Consider the following 15,290-nt stretch of genomic DNA (forward strand, 5'->3'; position numbering starts at 1 on the left):
ATGATGAGCGGTAAGCGTCTGCTTTACCTATTGATAAGGTTGTTGATAGGTGGCTTTTTGCTACTCTCGCTGATGTTGGCAACAGGCTGGTGGTTGCTCACGCAGAAGCAGACTTGGTGGTTACCGCAACTCAACCAGCAGTTACAAGGGAAAGGACTGCAAATCACCCAACTTAGTTGGCAAATACCGGCTTTAGATACACTGACACTGCCGCAACTAACACTCAATTATCAAGGCAACCAGCTGCACTTTGAGCAGTTGCAGATCCGTCTGCAACATCCAGTAACCCTTCCGTTACTATGGCAATGGTATTGGCAAGATGATCCGCTGTTAGCTATGGGCAGCTCACAATGGCTGTTAGAAAATATCCGCGCAGTAAGCTACCAGCGCGCCAGACTGTTATTGACGCCACAACTGCTGTTACCGGAAGATGGTAACAATGCGCTGCCATTACCTGTTGCCGCTGGGGTACCAGACATCCAGCTCAATAACACTGAAGTGGCTTTTACTAATGCCACATCTAATAGTTTACGACTGCGACTGCCACAGGTGACGTTAACCCGTGACGGAAAATTTGCCAGTCAACTGCAATGGCAGCAGCAAACACAATGGCAACAACTCATGGCGATTAGAGGTGATCTGCAGGCGCAGCTAGCAACAGATGGCGGCGCACCACAACACTCCTGGCACGCTCAATTATTCCTCACCACTGATGCGCTGCAATCAGCGGTTGCACAGTTGGCTGATGACGAAAATGTCCAAGCATTGCAGACCGCATACCCTTGGTTACAGACAGATTTCCTGCAAAAGTTACCACGTATTGGCGGTAGGCTTGAGGCAGACGTTCAACTGGGGTTACAGCAAGGTAATAGTCTGATGTCCGTCTGTTGGTCAGCACCACAGTTATGGTTGCCAGCAGTTGGTCGTTTAAACCTCACCCCCCAAGCAACGGCAGAATGCCCGGAAAATAGTGTATCGTTAACCCTTAACGCCACGGATAAACAACAGCAATTAACATTGGCTCCCATGCAACTATCGCTGCAAACCTCAGCACCGCAGCGACAGGCGCTAATTGAGTGGCTCGCAAGCTGGCAAGCGGCGCCGGAATTGTCAGACAGCCGGCAGACTGTCGAATCGTTATTATCACAACTAAGCCAAGTTATCCAGCAACCCACCACCGCGCCTACGGCAGGCTTAACGCTGGATATCCCCGAGGGCGCATCGCTGGATCTAACGCAACACGCACTGACACTGCCAGCAGTGCAGCTAGTTCCTTCATTGGCAAGTGCCAGCGACTGGCTGACACTCAATATCAAACACCTGATATTAGCGCCAGCCACCCGCCCATCCATAGGCCTGATGCCGCAAGATAGCGATACCCTGCAGCATCAGCTGTACCAACTGTTGCCGAAGTTACCGCCGCTGCAGTTACAGGCCGATTGGCAACTACAGCTTAACTTGCCACAAGGGTTACGGTGGCAACAAGCGGATTTTAGCGTGCGCAGCCAAAGCACTCACGCCAGCTTAGCGGGCAAACTACAACTCAAAGGTGACAGCGCTGAACTCTTGGTTTCTATCGCTGAAGATGCGCACTTACAAACCCAAAAGTTACAGATCAAAACCGATAAACTGGAGATGAATATCGCCAGCAGCGATAGCCGCAGCACGCAACCCCTACAATTCAAACTGACACCGCAGCAATTACAGTTGACCTGGCCGGAACTTAAGCAACAATTGACCGCGTTGAATGCCGCTGCCGATACGCTTCAGGCCAGTATCGGCGAACTTAAGCTGACATTACCGGGACTGTCTCAACAACAGTGGCACTGGCGCGAAGCTAAGGCTTTAACACAACTACAAGCCTTGGCATTTAAACAGCAGCTAGCATTCAATGCCAAAGCTATCCATGTCAGCCAACAGCGCCAGAGCAAACTCGGCTCACGCACAGAAACCCTTCTGAATCTCGACAACGCCGCACTTACCGAACACTGGCAATGGGATGGCAATCATCTCAGCAGTCAGGAACAATGGCAGTTGGACCGACTGCAGTTTACCAGCCAGCATCAGTTACGCCCTGATCTGCAATCTGTGGACGCTGCAGGATACCATCTACTCGGTCATTGGCAAATGCAGGCAAAATTGGCTGATATTCAAGCATTAGCGGCCAAAAATCTGGTGTTATCCGGTGACTGGCAGTTGCATGGCAACGCTCACCTTAATGCCGACATTGAACTGCAACAACGGGGAACAGCATTTACGTTGAGTGGACAGTTCCAGCCACAACTCCATGATGTCATGGGCAGTTATCGGCAGTTACCGTTTGAAGGATTGCAGGCGAGCAGCGCTTGCCGTTTCGTGCTGGATAATGCCAGCAACCAACCCACTACAGCAGCGGTTAACTGTCAACGACTGGCACTGAACATGGCGGCATTTAATCCGGGCGTAGTGCTGGATAATGTCAACCTCGAAGGTGATATTTCACTCACGCCCGAATTGGATATGCAAAAGCGTCAACGGGCGAGCAACTGGTTGCTACCGGGGTTTAATGATGCTGATATCCAGTTGTCAGCCAGTGCCAATGCTCTTGGCGGACAACTATCATTGCCGCGTTTTCGTCTGCAACTGCAGCAACCATCGGACGCCTATCTAATGCTGTTAGGGCTGGATCTGCATCAATTACTACAAGCCAATCCGCAACAAGGCATTGATGCTAGTGGCTTATTTGACGGTGTGTTACCACTTGCCATCACCAATAACCAGCTATCGGTCAGCGGCGGACATCTAGCATCGCGCGCGCCCGGAGGAGTTATCCGTATCGGTAACAATCCCGCAGTTCAGCAGATGCGTGCCGGTCAGCCCTATCTTGATTTTGTGTTTTCTACACTGGAGGAGTTGCAATACCAAGAAATCTACAGCACCTTTGATATGAACACCGATGGCAACGCCACGCTTAATATGATGATCAAAGGCCACGGTAAGGGTGTTGAACGGCCGATTGAGTTAAACTACAGCCATCAAGAAAATCTGCTGCAACTGCTTCGCAGTCTGTCGATCGGTGACCGATTGCAAACGCAGCTTGAAGCATCCATGCAGTGAAACAGGAACCGGATATGAATCGTCTCCCGCGTGTAACAGCAAGTTGTTTACTGCTGGGCATCTTGCTCGGCGGTTGTACCCCTACGGTCAAAATAGAACCACCGGATAAACCGATAGTGATCAATCTTAATGTCAAGATTGAACACGAAATCCGTATCAAAGTGGATAAAGCACTGGATGATCTGGTGTCTAATGACGAACTTTTTTGATCCCAATGAGGAACTGACAGATGAGAACCCGAATAATAACCCTGCTCTGCGCAACGCTGCTGAGCTTCTCCAGTTTCGCCATCAGTTTACAGGACGCCAAGGATCAAGGTTTAGTTGGTGAGCAGTTAAATGGTTATCTGGCGGTGGTGAAACCAGCAGCAGGTGTTGCAGAGCTAGTGAAAGATATCAATGCCAAGCGGCAAGCACAGTATGAAAAAATCGCCAAACAGAATGGCATTGCGGTCGCCGATGTAGCCAAGTTAGCTGCGGCCAAAGTGATTGCCAAGGCTGAAAAAGGCCACATGATCCAAGATAATAGCGGCAACTGGATCAAAAAGTAACGGCACGGTGCCAAACGTTATTCCAGAGGGTAAAGACAAACTGAATCACTATGCCATATTGGCATGAATTCATGGTATTAATTCATGAGCGATTTTGTCAAGTATGCGTGAGAATACTCACCTCTGAAGTGCTTTTACTTTGCCTCCTGCGTATGTGGAGGCTTTTTTTTGCACGCTTGTTAAAGCAACAACACGCGGCGAATATAAGCCAAAGCCCCGCTAGCCTAACGTTAATGGTTTTTGCCAAAACATGGCTGACCCCGTTTCCGGCCGCAGCTGATAAGGTGCAAAGCCCGCCTTGAGATAGGCATGACGAGCGACGGTATTGCCTTCCAGCACTTCCAGCGTCACTTTGCAGCAACCGCGTTGTATCGCTTGCTGTTCCACCGCCTGTAACAACAGTTGGCTGAGCCCGCGTCCACGCCACTCACTGTGTACCACTAAATCATGAATGTTGAGCAGTGGCGCACATTTAAAGGTAGAAAATCCGAGCACACAGTTAGCGAGCGCGACCGGAGTTTCTCCGGCAAAAATCAATAAGCTGAAGACATAATCAAGCCGTGCCATGGTGGACACCAAGTTGGTGACGACGGCATTAGGTAAAGCTGCGCCACCGCCCGTTGGCTCACTAGCATAGTGCTGCATTAATGTCACAATAGCCTCAGCATGCCGTGGTTGCTGATAGTCAGCCACCTCCACCTTAAACGCTACTAGCCCTTGCGCATGGTCCAAGATAATCCCCTTTATTTATAGGATACTGTTGCAGATCACTTTACGCCGTTACCAGTTGCCGCATCAACCTCTTCAGCCATTGTAATGCCGGTTGTGACTGCTGCACCGGATGCCAGACACAATTGAGATGATAGCTGGGCATTGCTGCTGGTAACTGCACTTGCTGCAATGCTGCGCTAGCCGCCAACATAGTGGCGACCCGTTGAGGTAGTACCAAAAGATGATCGGTCTGACTGACAATGGCAGCCGCCGACATATAGCTCTGGCTGTTGACTGATATTTGTCGTTTTAATCCCTGCCTAGCTAAAAACCGATCCACGATGGAGTCTCGGGTGCCCAGCGGCGAGTGAAACACATGCGGCGTTGTCACCAACTGTTGCAAATCCACAGCGCTAGTAATACTGGGATGCCCTTTGCGCACCAAACCACTTAACGGTTCGGTCAACCAGGTTTCACGGCTGAGATGTGGCGGCACTTTCATGTATTCGTCAAACCCCAATACCAAGTCTATGTCACCATTGGCAAGTTCCGCTTCCGGCAACTGATCGCGCAGAATGGAGATTTCAATATTGATGCCGGGAGCGAGCTGATTCAGTTGGGCAATCAGCGGCGGGATCAACACACACTCGACATAATCCGTAGTGCTGATAACAAATCGCCGCTGAGAACTGGCCGGATCAAACGGTTGCGGCTCACTCAACTGCTGCTCTAACAGTCTCAACGCCTGCTGCACACCGGGATAAAGTGTTTCAGCTCGCCGACTTGGCAACATCCCCTGAGGCGTACGGACCAACAGTGGATCGTTAAAAGCTGCCCGCAAGCGGTTCAGCGCATGGCTCATCGCCGGCTGACTGATAAACAACCGCTCCGCCGCACGGGTGACATTACGTTCCTGCATTAAGGCATCAAATGCCAGCAGCAGGTTGAGATCCAGCTGATTCAGCTTCATCTTAAATTCACCATATGAATAGATAGATTTATAATATTCATTTGATGGATACATAACAACTTCATACACTTTGCGCTATTCTGGGGAACAGCACTTGCTTACCCCCTTGCCTCTTACCAAAAGGAGTCGTTGTTATGGCAAAAGTGAAAGTTGCCGCCACACAGATGGCCTGTTCCTGGGATATTGAATCCAACGTGATCCGCGCTGAAAAACTGGTGCGGCAAGCGGCCGCTGAGGGCGCACAGATCATCCTTATCCAGGAGCTATTCGAAGCCCCCTACTTCTGCATTGACCAGAGCCCAGAGCACTTTGCCCTGGCACAGACACTGGAAGACAGCACTCTGATCAAATACTTCCAGAACATTGCCAAGGAACTGCAAGTGGTGCTGCCGCTGTCATTTTTTGAACGTCGAGGTAACGCCCATTACAACTCGCTGGTGGTGATTGATGCCGATGGCAGCTTGCTGGACGTATATCGTAAAACCCATATTCCTAATGGCCCGGCATATCAGGAAAAACAGTTCTTCACCCCAGGTGACACCGGCTTCATGGTATGGCAAACCCGTTATGCCAAGATTGGCGTAGGCATATGCTGGGATCAGTGGTTTCCAGAAACCGCTCGCAGCCTAGCATTGATGGGCGCTGAACTGATTTTCTTCCCAACCGCCATCGGTTCTGAACCCGCTTATCCTGACATTGACTCTCAGCCACACTGGACTCGCGTACAGCAAGGTCATGCCGCCGCCAATCTGGTGCCGGTGATTGCCTCCAACCGTATTGGTACGGAAAAAAGCAAGTTTATTGAAGGATTGGAGATGACTTTCTACGGTTCTTCCTTTATTGCCGATCAGACCGGGGCGTTAGTCGCTCAGGCCGACAAAACCAGTGAATGTGTGCTGGTGCATGAGTTCGATCTGACAGAAATCGACAAACAACGCATCAGTTGGGGTCTGTTCCGTGACCGTCGTCCAGCCATGTACGAAACCCTGCTGACCTCTGATGGCGAAAACGTCTGGTAAGGAATATTCCATGAGCAGTAATACCTTACAGGGAGCACCACAACAGCACGGCTTTTACATGCCTGCGGAATGGGTGCCACAGCAAGCCGTGTGGATGATCTGGCCTTATCGCCCAGATAACTGGCGCGAGGATGGCCATTTTGCGCAGCAAACCTTCGCCGCGGTTGCCAGCGCTATCAGTGCTGCAACGCCGGTGTATATGGCGGTACCCAAGCTGGAAATGGCCAAAGCGCAGGAAATTATGCCCGCCGCCGTCAAACTGGTGCCCATCGCCAGCGATGACTGCTGGGCGCGTGATACCGGACCAACTATCGTTATCAACGGTCAGGGGCAATGTCGCGGCATTGACTGGGGGTTTAACGCCTGGGGCGGAAATAATGGTGGTCTGTATTCGCCTTGGGATCAGGATGAACTGGTAGCACAGCAGATCCTGGCCGAGCACGACTTTGACCGTTATGCCGCACCGCTCATCCTCGAAGGTGGCTCCATCCATGTGGATGGTGAAGGCACACTGCTGACCACCGCCGAATGCCTGCTGAATCCTAATCGCAACCCGCACCTGAGTCAGACTCAGATTGAAGCCTGTCTAGCGGAATATCTGGGCGTCAGTCAGTTCATCTGGTTACCACAGGGTGTCTACATGGATGAAACCGACGGCCATATTGACAACATGTGCTGTTTTGCCCGTCCGGGTGAAGTGATCCTGCACTGGTGTGATGATGAAAACGACCCGCAATATCCGCGCTCTCAGGCCGCTTATGCGGTGTTGCAGAACGCCATGGATGCCAAAGGTCGTAAACTGACCATTCATAAACTGCCGCAACCTGGGCCGCTTTATTGCACTGAACAAGAAGCCGCAGGTGTCGCTAAAGGCTCTGGTGTACCACGTGAAGCTGGTGGTCGTTTGGCCGGTTCGTATGTGAACTTCCTCATTAGCAACCAGCGGATTGTATTCCCGCTGCTGGACCCGGCAACGGATGACATCGCCAAAGCTAAGCTGCAGCAGATATTTCCTGAGCATGAAGTGGTGGGCGTTGATGCGCGGGAAATCCTCTTAGGCGGTGGCAATATTCACTGTATCACCCAGCAAATTCCCAAGGGCTAATTTGCTGATATCACATAAAAAAGCCAGTCACGCTATTATGCAAGGCTGGCTTTTTTATACAAAAACGTGACGGTTCAGTGATGCTCTTTAGCACCGTGTTTGCCCGCTTCCACCTCTGATGAGGGATGCACATGCAGATGCTCATGAGCATGTTGGTGTGGATGTCGGTGCATCACCGCCGCATCCAGTTGCCCTGACTGTAAGATAACTGCCCGGTTTGCCAGTCGCTCCAGCACCGCCCGATCATGAGACACAATAATCATTGCCTGCGGCAACGCCTGCAGATGTTGCAACAATCGTTCTTCTGCGGCAGCATCCAGACCGTTGGTGGGTTCATCCAGCAACAATATTTCCGGTGACATCGCCAGCACGGTTGCCAACGCTACCATGCGTTTTTCTCCGCCAGATAACCGATAGGTTATCCGCTCGGCAAACTGCGCCATGCCCAGTGATGTCAATGTCGTCTGGGCTTTAGCAATCGCTTGTTCAGCAGTTAATCCCTGATTCAACGGTCCGAAGGCCACGTCTTCCAATACGGTGGGGCAAAACAGCTGATCGTCAGAATCCTGAAACAGCAAGCCCATCCGCTGCCGCACCCGCTGAAAGCTTTCTTCGCCGACACAGTGCTGACCAAATGCGGTGATGCTGCCACTATTGGGTTTTGCCAAACCGACTAAGACTCTAAGCAAAGTGGATTTCCCTGCACCATTAGCACCAATTAACGCCAGACGATCGCCTGGGTACAGCTCAAAATTCACTTCACTGAACACCGGCTTTTGTGCATAAGCAAATCCCAGCCCGGCAACTTTGAGTAAAGCGCTATGGGAAGTCTCCGTCACGCGGTCATCTCTTTGTTTGATATTCTCAGAAACCATATTGCCACCACTGCCATTCTAGCGGCAGTAAAAACAGTAACACGGCCAGGGTGAGTACCGCAGTGTCACGGCGATGCCATTTAACCGGGGTCAGCAAATGAAACTTACCGTTAAAACCACGGCAACGCATGGCACCACTTATACGTTGCGCCCGCTCCATGCTGCGAACCAATAGCATGCCCAGCAAGTGCCCATAACTACGCCAAGTGTGCCAGTTGCTACCTGCGACAAACGCCCGCGCTTTCATGGCGGTGCGCAGCCGTTGGTGCTCATCGAATAACACACCGATATAACGCACCGTCATCATAAACAGCTGTACCAGTTTTTCGGGTATCCCTAACCCCGCTAGCGCGTAACCCAGTTTTACCGGTTCCATCGACCCGACTAATGCCAGCAAAGCAAGCACTACGGCATTACCGCGCAGCAGGATCACCAAGGCTTGGATTACCCCCTGATAACTGGCTTCCATTCCGGCAATGGCAAACCAAGGTTTGCCAGCAACAGTGAACGGTAAAAACAGCACTACCAGCACCATAAACCCTTCAAATGCCAGCAGGCGCTTAATGATAAGTCGCCACTGGCAGCCAAGCAGTATGGTCAGTAGCAGCGCCAAGGCCAATAATGCTATCAATGGCCATAATGCGGATAAACACAAAGCACTCAACGTAAAAAACACCGCAGCTAACAAACGGGTACGGGGATCCAGCGCCGCAAACCAGCTCGGCTCAAGTGCCTGATGTTGCAAGGAGAAACTAGTCATTGCTGCTGTTTACGGCTACGCCACCACAGCGCACCACCCGTAAGGCCAAAGATAAAACCAATGCCGCCCAGCAGATCAGACAATCTCAGCCGATCGGCATAGCGCTGCAATTCCATCCGCAACGGCCCAACCTCTTTGGCGACTGCGGTTTGCACCAATTGCTCTAGCGCGGCTTTATCAATCGCGCTATTTGCGACCGCTGCGGGGCCGCTAGTGACGGCATTATGGGTAACGTTGGAGGTAACGCCAGCAGTAGGATTGACATCTGGAGCAGCGACTTCAGCGGTTTTTATCTCCCAGTGCGCCACATGACCGTCTTCGGTATCGGCGACTATGCTGTAATCTGCCGCGCCCGGGACTTTAATCCGAAAGTCGCCCTTGCTGTCGGGACTCACTTCTGCCACCAGTTGATGCTGCCCATCAAATACCTTGATATGTGCGCCACCCGCGGCGATGCCACCAGCAAAATAAGCATTGCCAACAATCTCGTTACCTTCCGCCCACGCAAAGACTTTTAGCAAATGAGCCGACACCGGCATACTACAAATTCCGGACAGGCTAAACAGCAACCCAAGCAACAGGCATTTATTAGTTTGTCGCATGAGATTCCTCCGCCACTAAAGGCTGTGGTAATTGTCTCTGCAACAATTCCGGGGCTACTTTGGCAACAAACCCCACAATCGCGCCAGTGATCAGTGACTCCACCACCAGCAAAGGCAGGTAAGTCACTAGGATAATTTTCCCCGCGGCCAGGTACTGCGGCCCAGTCAACACCAAGGCTAGACATACCAAGGCCCCCGTTCCAGCAACCCCAATGGCTCCAGCAACCATACCACTCATAAATAGCTGCCGCCGGTTATTGGCCAGCAATGCTTTATTGAGCCACGGTGACACCAGGTAGTAACTGAGTAAAGCGGGCAACGCAATGTTGAGGCAATTAACCCCAAGTACCAGCAAACCGCCGAAGCCAAAAAACACCGCTTGTAATAACAAGGCGACCAGCAAAGCCGGCACTGCTAGCCACCCCAACATCAATCCCATCAAGCCATTGAGTAACAGATGTACACTGCTCGGGCCTGCTGGCACAGCGACTAACGATGCCACAAAAAAACATGCAGCCAGTACGGCAGCTTGTGGTAAACGCTCGTAATCCAATTTACGAATGGCATAAGCCACCGCCGCGGTGGTAACCAGCGCTCCGGTAATCAGCACTGGTGCCGATAGCACACCTTCGGGGATATGAGCCATGACTATGTGCTCCTTACTTCATGTCGCGGGTAAATACCCAGATAAGCCCGCCACGTTCTACCGGGACCTCTTTGCCTTCCGGATTTTTCATCGGCTTTTTGCCTTCCAGTAATGCCGCAAATCCCCACCAACCGGCCTTTGGCATCACATAGCTGAAGGTGCCATTGGCATCAGCGCGGACTACCTGGGTGATATAAGGATCTGCTGGTGGTGTAACACTGCCATCATTGCACCATTCCACTTCCACTTCAGCAAAAGGTACGGGCTTGCCATTGCGTTTCACGACCCCTTGAAACAGGTTACCCGTCCACAGACCAAAAGGCCGAGTCAATGGCACGATTTCCACCGGTAAACCGACTTCTGCATCCCAGTTATCTTCCATACCAAAGGCATCCACGACTACCTTGGTGTAGTGCACGATCATCTTGCCTTCAGCGGGCTCCCAATAGGGGGCGGGTTCCACATAAAACAGGTAATCCCCCGGACGTTTAATCTGGTACAACGCATTAAAAGTTTGCGCACCCTGTATTGATTGGGGCTGTAGAGAAGCTAATAGATCCTGTCGTCCTTCTGGGCCGACAACGCCAAATTGCACCGGCCTCGCCATATTCATTAACGGCCCTTGTGACATAGGGTGGGTAAATTTCAGCGACAGCGATAATCTGCTCTCGCTGGGGGTCGACACAATATCGTGTGACGGGATCAATTCCTGAAAATGGGCACTGACAGTAAATGAGCAGAATAATATGGCAGTCAGCAACAGCTGAGGCAGATTTCGCAACATCAGAAACTCCGGAAAGTTGCATCGGCGGCGAGCGGCGTCGATATTACAAAAATAAAATTCGTAATACACGATAGCACTCAGCCGTGACTGACGTCATCTATAAGCGACTGCTGTAACAGCACTAACTTGCAAGAATCCAACCTGGGTCACACTCCAGCGCCCGCTTGCCGTAGCATCGTAATAATTTAGATACCACCACAAGTGTTAACGCTGAAGTCAACCTTTGACGCGCCATTTAGGCAACATACCGGCAGCGAAGATACCGAGAAAAATCAGCCCAATACCAGTGAGATGATACCAGTGCACTAACTCACCCAGCAGCGATACTGATAACACCACGCCAAATACCGGCATCAAGTAGATCGACATACCAGCCGGAGCGGGTCCCAAGCGGTCAACACAAGCGTTGTATAACAGATAAGCGGCAACCGAAGGGATAATGCCCACATACGCTAGCGCCAGCAGTGCGTGTAGGTTCCATTGTGGTATAGCTTGTCGGCTAGATTCCCACGCATAAAATGGTGCCAGTAACAGCAAGCCAATCAACATCTGTAGCGTCATTAACCCAACACGACTTATCTGTGGTGGTACACATTTCAGCCACTGGGTATAAAACGCCCAGCACAGCAAAGCACTGAAAATAATCAGGTCGCCCTGGGTGAACTTAAGTGCCAACAATAGCTGCCAGTTGCCCTGACTCACAATCATCAACACCCCGCTAAAAGACAGCAGCATGCCGACTATCTGCTGTCGCCGTAGCGGTTGCCTGAAAAACAACGCTCCCAATAACAAAATAACCAGAGGTACACAGCTATTAAGGATCAGGCCATTAGTGGCGGCGGTGGTTTGCAAGCCTATATATAACAAAGTGTTAAACGCGGTAATACCGGTGACAGACAGCCCGAGGATCAGCCACGGATGCTGCAGATAGTGCCGCCAATCCCGCTTCAGCGCCATGGCAGAAAAAGGTAACAGGATCAGCAAGGCAATCACCCAGCGATAAAATGCCAAGGTGATCGGGGGAATATCGTGCCGAATCGCGCGGCCGACAATAAAGTTACCCGCCCAAAACAACGGTGGTAATGCGATAAGTAATACATTGACAGCCATAACCCGCCATCTGCCAGGCGATGGCGTCGTCGTTAATACATCCATTGGTATAAGTTAGGTTGACCTTCCGAGGTTACAGACTAAGTCGTTTAGCGATATTTGAACATCCCCATTCAAGATTTACTGGTGGCTTCCGCTGGATGTGGCCGCTGTTCCCAGGCATCGGTACGCCACAAAGGCACACTGGACAGCGCATGTTTATGGCTACCATTGGTTTCCTTGGTGGAATATGACAGATAAAGCAAGGTCTGATGTTCGCTGTCATAAATACGTCTCACCTTGAGACTCTTAAACAGCACGCTTAACGACTCGGTAAAGACCACTTCGCCAGACTTACTCTTGTCGATAGCGTCAATATCCGCTTTGTGAATAGGTCCAGTTTGGCGACAGGCGATACTCATATCAGATGGATCTGCCAAATTCAGATTGGCTTCAATGCGGCTGATATGGCAGGTCACCCCCGGCACTTTGGGGTCGGTTATCGCATCGATCACCACATCTTTAGTGGTAAACCAGCCCAGGCTGACTTTGCCCACATCATCGCCACATCCGGCCAATAGCCACAATGACAGCAGCATTCCCATAAATCTGTAACTTTTCATATGGTTCCTTCTCTTTATCGCCCCAAAATGGCGGCCTAGCGGGTGCCATTTGCTAAGTTTGCCCAAAACTATCAGCGCTGGTGCACGACGTCATATTGCCGCAACAAAAATGTCATTTAAGCAAGGATTTGTCATCTTTCATTCATAAAAGCTTGCTAGCCTTGCGCTGCAGAATCCGTTGCTCTATCGGCGTCCCGCATATCTGTGATTCAAGACGCCTTTTGCCGGATTGCATCTGCTATGTTAATTCTGTCCGGCAGTCGGAACTGGCTATGGCCACGCCGGAATTATGCCCTTAAGGAGTCTGCGGTGTCCCCTTCCACTGAAAAGTTTTCTCTGGATAAAGAGTTATCCTGGCTGTCATTCAATGAGCGAGTATTACAAGAAGCCGCAGATAATTCCGTGCCGCTGGTTGAGCGTGTGCGCTTTCTTGGTATCTACTCCAACAATATGGATGAGTTCTTCCGGGTCAGAGTTGCTGAAGTCCGCCGCGCAACCTTACTTTCCAGTCTCAAGGATGGTCGCAATTACAGCCGCCATCTGATGGCTAAAATTCAGACCAAAGTGCTGGCGTTGCAGGAACGTTTTGATGCCATTTATGTAGAATTGATGCGCGAACTGGCAAGACGCAATATATTCCTCATCAATGAGCAGCAATTGAGTGAATTTCACAGCCTGTGGCTGAAAAATTACTTTAGAGATCACCTAAAGCGCCACATTACCCCGCTGATTATTCACAAAAATTCCGATTTGGTGAAACACATTAATGACGACACCACTTATCTGGCCGTCTGTTTCTATACCAAAGAGCAGCGTCAATATGCCTTGGTGGAAGTGCCGACCAAGAATGTTGAACGTTTTGTGCAACTGCCACCGGAAAAAACAAAATCACGCAAATACTTAATTTTACTTGATAATATCATCCGCCATTGCATGGATGCGCTATTCTCGCCATTTTTTGAGTATGACAGCATGGACGTGTACTCGATGAAGTTCACCCGCGATGCTGACTTTGACCTCAACGATGAGCTGGAACAAAGCCAACTGGAAAAACTCACCAAAGGCTTGAAACAGCGGCTAACCGCAGAACCAGTGCGACTGGTATATGACCGTGATATGCCGGAGCACATGTTGGCGATGCTGACAGAACAGCTGAATATCTCCAACACCGAATGTATTATTCCCGGCGGTCGTTACCACAGTTTTAAAGACTTTATCGGTTTTCCAAATCCTGGCAGAAAATATCTGGAGAACCCGAAAATTTCGGCCTTGGACAGTGTGCTGTTCAACCGCAGCCACAACTACTTTGAAGCGATCCGCCAGCAGGACATCTTGCTGTACTACCCGTACCATAAATTTTCCCATTTCACCGAGCTGGTGCGCCAAGCGGCCTATGACCCGGCGGTGAAATTCATCAAAATCAACCTGTACCGCGCGGCCAAAAAATCACGGGTGATCCAGTCGTTGATCGATGCCGTTAAAAATGGCAAGCAGGTCACCGCCGTTATTGAGCTACGCGCCCGTTTTGATGAGCAAGCCAATATTGAATGGAGCCGGGTGCTGGCCGAAGCTGGCGTTAGAGTGCATCACGGTATTCCCAGCCTGAAAATTCACTCCAAACTATTTCTGGTCGGCCGCGAGGAGCAAGGTGAACTGCAGCTCTACAGCCATATAGGCTCAGGTAACTTCAATGAAAGTACTGCCAAGATTTACACCGATATTTCGCTGTTTACCGCCAACCAAGATGTTGGTCGCGAAGTCGCGCAGGTGTTTGAACTAATTGAACATCCTTATCGCCGTTTTGACTTCAACCAGCTAATCGTCTCGCCTTATAACGCCCGCAGTAAATTACTGGAGCTGATAGATATCGAGATAAAAAATGCCAAAACCAAACGCAAAGCAGCGATTACGCTGAAACTCAATAACCTGGTGGATGAAATGCTGGTGCAGAAGCTGTACGAAGCATCCGCTGCTGGCGTCAAAATCAAGTTGTTAATCCGTGGTATGTGTTCGTTGATCCCGCAAATCCCCGGCATCAGCGATAATATTTCAGTGATCAGTATTGTCGACCGCTTCCTAGAGCATTCTCGTATTATGCTGTTTTACGCGGGTGGGCAAAACAATCTCTACCTGTGTTCTGCCGACTGGATGGCGCGCAATATCGACAACCGGGTGGAAGTCAGTGTGTTAATTCAGGATGCACAGCTAAAACGCATGCTAATGGATATTCTGGCGATTCAGTTCAGTGACAATACCAAGGCGCGTATCATCAATAAAGATCAGTCCAACCCCTACCGTGAACGCGGCAACCAGCGTAAGGTGAGATCGCAGATTGCGGTTTACCAGTATCTGGTTAATTATGAGAAGAAATGCCTGCAATTGCTCAGCCAGCAGATGGCTGATGAGACAAACAGTTAACGGGAGAGGAGCATTTGAGCGAGGTTGCCAAGCACTTTGTTG

At 50.6% G+C, this 15,290-nt stretch carries 15 protein-coding genes; 6 read left to right on the forward strand and 9 right to left on the reverse strand.

Translation table 11 applies throughout. The features are described 5' to 3' along the window. From IE064_RS11315 to IE064_RS11325, 3 genes are read left to right on the forward strand one after another with little or no spacing between them, the layout of a single operon-like run. Nucleotides 1-3,096 (forward strand): intermembrane phospholipid transport protein YdbH family protein, encoded by a 3,096-nt coding sequence (locus IE064_RS11315; protein ID WP_189617909.1) that lies wholly within the window; start codon nucleotides 1-3, stop codon nucleotides 3,094-3,096. Nucleotides 3,097-3,110: 14 nt separating this feature from the next. After that, complete coding sequence (locus tag IE064_RS11320; RefSeq protein WP_189617910.1) at nucleotides 3,111-3,305, forward strand: YnbE family lipoprotein; 195 nt, start codon at nucleotides 3,111-3,113, stop codon at nucleotides 3,303-3,305. 20 nt (nucleotides 3,306-3,325) lie between these two features. After that, nucleotides 3,326-3,646 (forward strand): YdbL family probable chaperone protein, encoded by a 321-nt coding sequence (locus tag IE064_RS11325; RefSeq protein ID WP_133038830.1) that lies wholly within the window; start codon nucleotides 3,326-3,328, stop codon nucleotides 3,644-3,646. Nucleotides 3,647-3,865: 219 nt separating this feature from the next. On the opposite strand, the gene IE064_RS11330 is transcribed toward IE064_RS11325, so the two are convergent. Continuing rightward, the gene (locus tag IE064_RS11330; protein ID WP_229799992.1) at nucleotides 3,866-4,378 is read right to left on the reverse strand and encodes a GNAT family N-acetyltransferase; all 513 of its coding nucleotides are present in this window, start codon (nucleotides 4,376-4,378) and stop codon (nucleotides 3,866-3,868) included. Nucleotides 4,379-4,418: 40 nt separating this feature from the next. Further along, nucleotides 4,419-5,327: a LysR family transcriptional regulator gene (locus tag IE064_RS11335; protein ID WP_189617911.1), complete on the reverse strand. Its 909-nt coding sequence runs from the start codon at nucleotides 5,325-5,327 to the stop codon at nucleotides 4,419-4,421. 134 nt (nucleotides 5,328-5,461) lie between these two features. Between IE064_RS11335 and aguB the strand changes: the two genes are divergently transcribed. Then, nucleotides 5,462-6,346, forward strand: a complete 885-nt coding sequence (gene aguB, locus IE064_RS11340; protein ID WP_133038832.1) for an N-carbamoylputrescine amidase — start codon at nucleotides 5,462-5,464, stop codon at nucleotides 6,344-6,346. Nucleotides 6,347-6,356: 10 nt separating this feature from the next. Continuing rightward, on the forward strand, nucleotides 6,357-7,451 hold the full coding sequence (gene aguA / locus IE064_RS11345; RefSeq protein ID WP_189617912.1) for an agmatine deiminase: 1,095 nt from the start codon (nucleotides 6,357-6,359) through the stop codon (nucleotides 7,449-7,451). Between the two features lie 74 nt (nucleotides 7,452-7,525). Here the strand turns inward: aguA and IE064_RS11350 are convergent, their stop codons facing one another. The 7 genes from IE064_RS11350 to IE064_RS11380 form a co-directional block, all read right to left on the reverse strand. Then, nucleotides 7,526-8,290: an energy-coupling factor ABC transporter ATP-binding protein gene (locus tag IE064_RS11350; RefSeq protein WP_229799994.1), complete on the reverse strand. Its 765-nt coding sequence runs from the start codon at nucleotides 8,288-8,290 to the stop codon at nucleotides 7,526-7,528. Nucleotides 8,291-8,315: 25 nt separating this feature from the next. Then, the gene (cbiQ, locus tag IE064_RS11355; RefSeq protein ID WP_189617914.1) at nucleotides 8,316-9,086 is read right to left on the reverse strand and encodes a cobalt ECF transporter T component CbiQ; all 771 of its coding nucleotides are present in this window, start codon (nucleotides 9,084-9,086) and stop codon (nucleotides 8,316-8,318) included. After that, nucleotides 9,083-9,688: a NikL family nickel/cobalt ECF transporter subunit gene (locus IE064_RS11360; RefSeq protein WP_189617915.1), complete on the reverse strand. Its 606-nt coding sequence runs from the start codon at nucleotides 9,686-9,688 to the stop codon at nucleotides 9,083-9,085. Before IE064_RS11360 ends, cbiQ begins: the two co-directional genes overlap by 4 nt. Next, nucleotides 9,675-10,334: a cobalt transporter CbiM gene (cbiM, locus tag IE064_RS11365; RefSeq protein WP_189617916.1), complete on the reverse strand. Its 660-nt coding sequence runs from the start codon at nucleotides 10,332-10,334 to the stop codon at nucleotides 9,675-9,677. The genes IE064_RS11360 and cbiM overlap by 14 nt, the downstream gene beginning before the upstream one ends. A 13-nt stretch (nucleotides 10,335-10,347) precedes the next feature. Further along, on the reverse strand, nucleotides 10,348-11,118 hold the full coding sequence (locus IE064_RS11370; protein WP_189617917.1) for a DUF4198 domain-containing protein: 771 nt from the start codon (nucleotides 11,116-11,118) through the stop codon (nucleotides 10,348-10,350). Nucleotides 11,119-11,334: 216 nt separating this feature from the next. Further along, nucleotides 11,335-12,228 (reverse strand): DMT family transporter, encoded by an 894-nt coding sequence (locus IE064_RS11375; protein WP_229799996.1) that lies wholly within the window; start codon nucleotides 12,226-12,228, stop codon nucleotides 11,335-11,337. A 113-nt stretch (nucleotides 12,229-12,341) separates the two neighbouring features. After that, entirely contained in the window at nucleotides 12,342-12,830 is a 489-nt protein-coding gene (locus IE064_RS11380) for a CreA family protein (protein WP_189617919.1), read from the reverse strand. A gap of 309 nt (nucleotides 12,831-13,139) precedes the next feature. Here IE064_RS11380 and ppk1 point away from each other — a divergent pair, with 309 nt between their 5' ends. Beyond that, nucleotides 13,140-15,248, forward strand: a complete 2,109-nt coding sequence (gene ppk1 / locus IE064_RS11385; RefSeq protein WP_189617920.1) for a polyphosphate kinase 1 — start codon at nucleotides 13,140-13,142, stop codon at nucleotides 15,246-15,248. Nucleotides 15,249-15,290 lie beyond the last annotated feature (42 nt).

The organism is Shewanella fodinae (assembly GCF_014651955.1).
Classification (GTDB): domain Bacteria; phylum Pseudomonadota; class Gammaproteobacteria; order Enterobacterales; family Shewanellaceae; genus Shewanella; species Shewanella fodinae.

Excerpts from the sequence above, each read along its gene's own strand:
- IE064_RS11315 (WP_189617909.1), top strand. The coding sequence starts at position 1 with ATGATGAGCGGTAAGCGTCTGCTTTACCTATTGATAAGGTTGTTGATA.
- IE064_RS11335 (WP_189617911.1), bottom strand. The coding sequence starts at position 5,327 with ATGAAGCTGAATCAGCTGGATCTCAACCTGCTGCTGGCATTTGATGCC.
- IE064_RS11320 (WP_189617910.1), top strand. The coding sequence starts at position 3,111 with ATGAATCGTCTCCCGCGTGTAACAGCAAGTTGTTTACTGCTGGGCATC.
- aguB (WP_133038832.1), top strand. The coding sequence starts at position 5,462 with ATGGCAAAAGTGAAAGTTGCCGCCACACAGATGGCCTGTTCCTGGGAT.
- cbiQ (WP_189617914.1), bottom strand. The coding sequence starts at position 9,086 with ATGACTAGTTTCTCCTTGCAACATCAGGCACTTGAGCCGAGCTGGTTT.
- IE064_RS11325 (WP_133038830.1), top strand. The coding sequence starts at position 3,326 with ATGAGAACCCGAATAATAACCCTGCTCTGCGCAACGCTGCTGAGCTTC.
- IE064_RS11375 (WP_229799996.1), bottom strand. The coding sequence starts at position 12,228 with ATGGCTGTCAATGTATTACTTATCGCATTACCACCGTTGTTTTGGGCG.
- aguA (WP_189617912.1), top strand. The coding sequence starts at position 6,357 with ATGAGCAGTAATACCTTACAGGGAGCACCACAACAGCACGGCTTTTAC.
- IE064_RS11360 (WP_189617915.1), bottom strand. The coding sequence starts at position 9,688 with ATGCGACAAACTAATAAATGCCTGTTGCTTGGGTTGCTGTTTAGCCTG.
- IE064_RS11370 (WP_189617917.1), bottom strand. The coding sequence starts at position 11,118 with ATGTTGCGAAATCTGCCTCAGCTGTTGCTGACTGCCATATTATTCTGC.
- cbiM (WP_189617916.1), bottom strand. The coding sequence starts at position 10,334 with ATGGCTCATATCCCCGAAGGTGTGCTATCGGCACCAGTGCTGATTACC.
- IE064_RS11380 (WP_189617919.1), bottom strand. The coding sequence starts at position 12,830 with ATGAAAAGTTACAGATTTATGGGAATGCTGCTGTCATTGTGGCTATTG.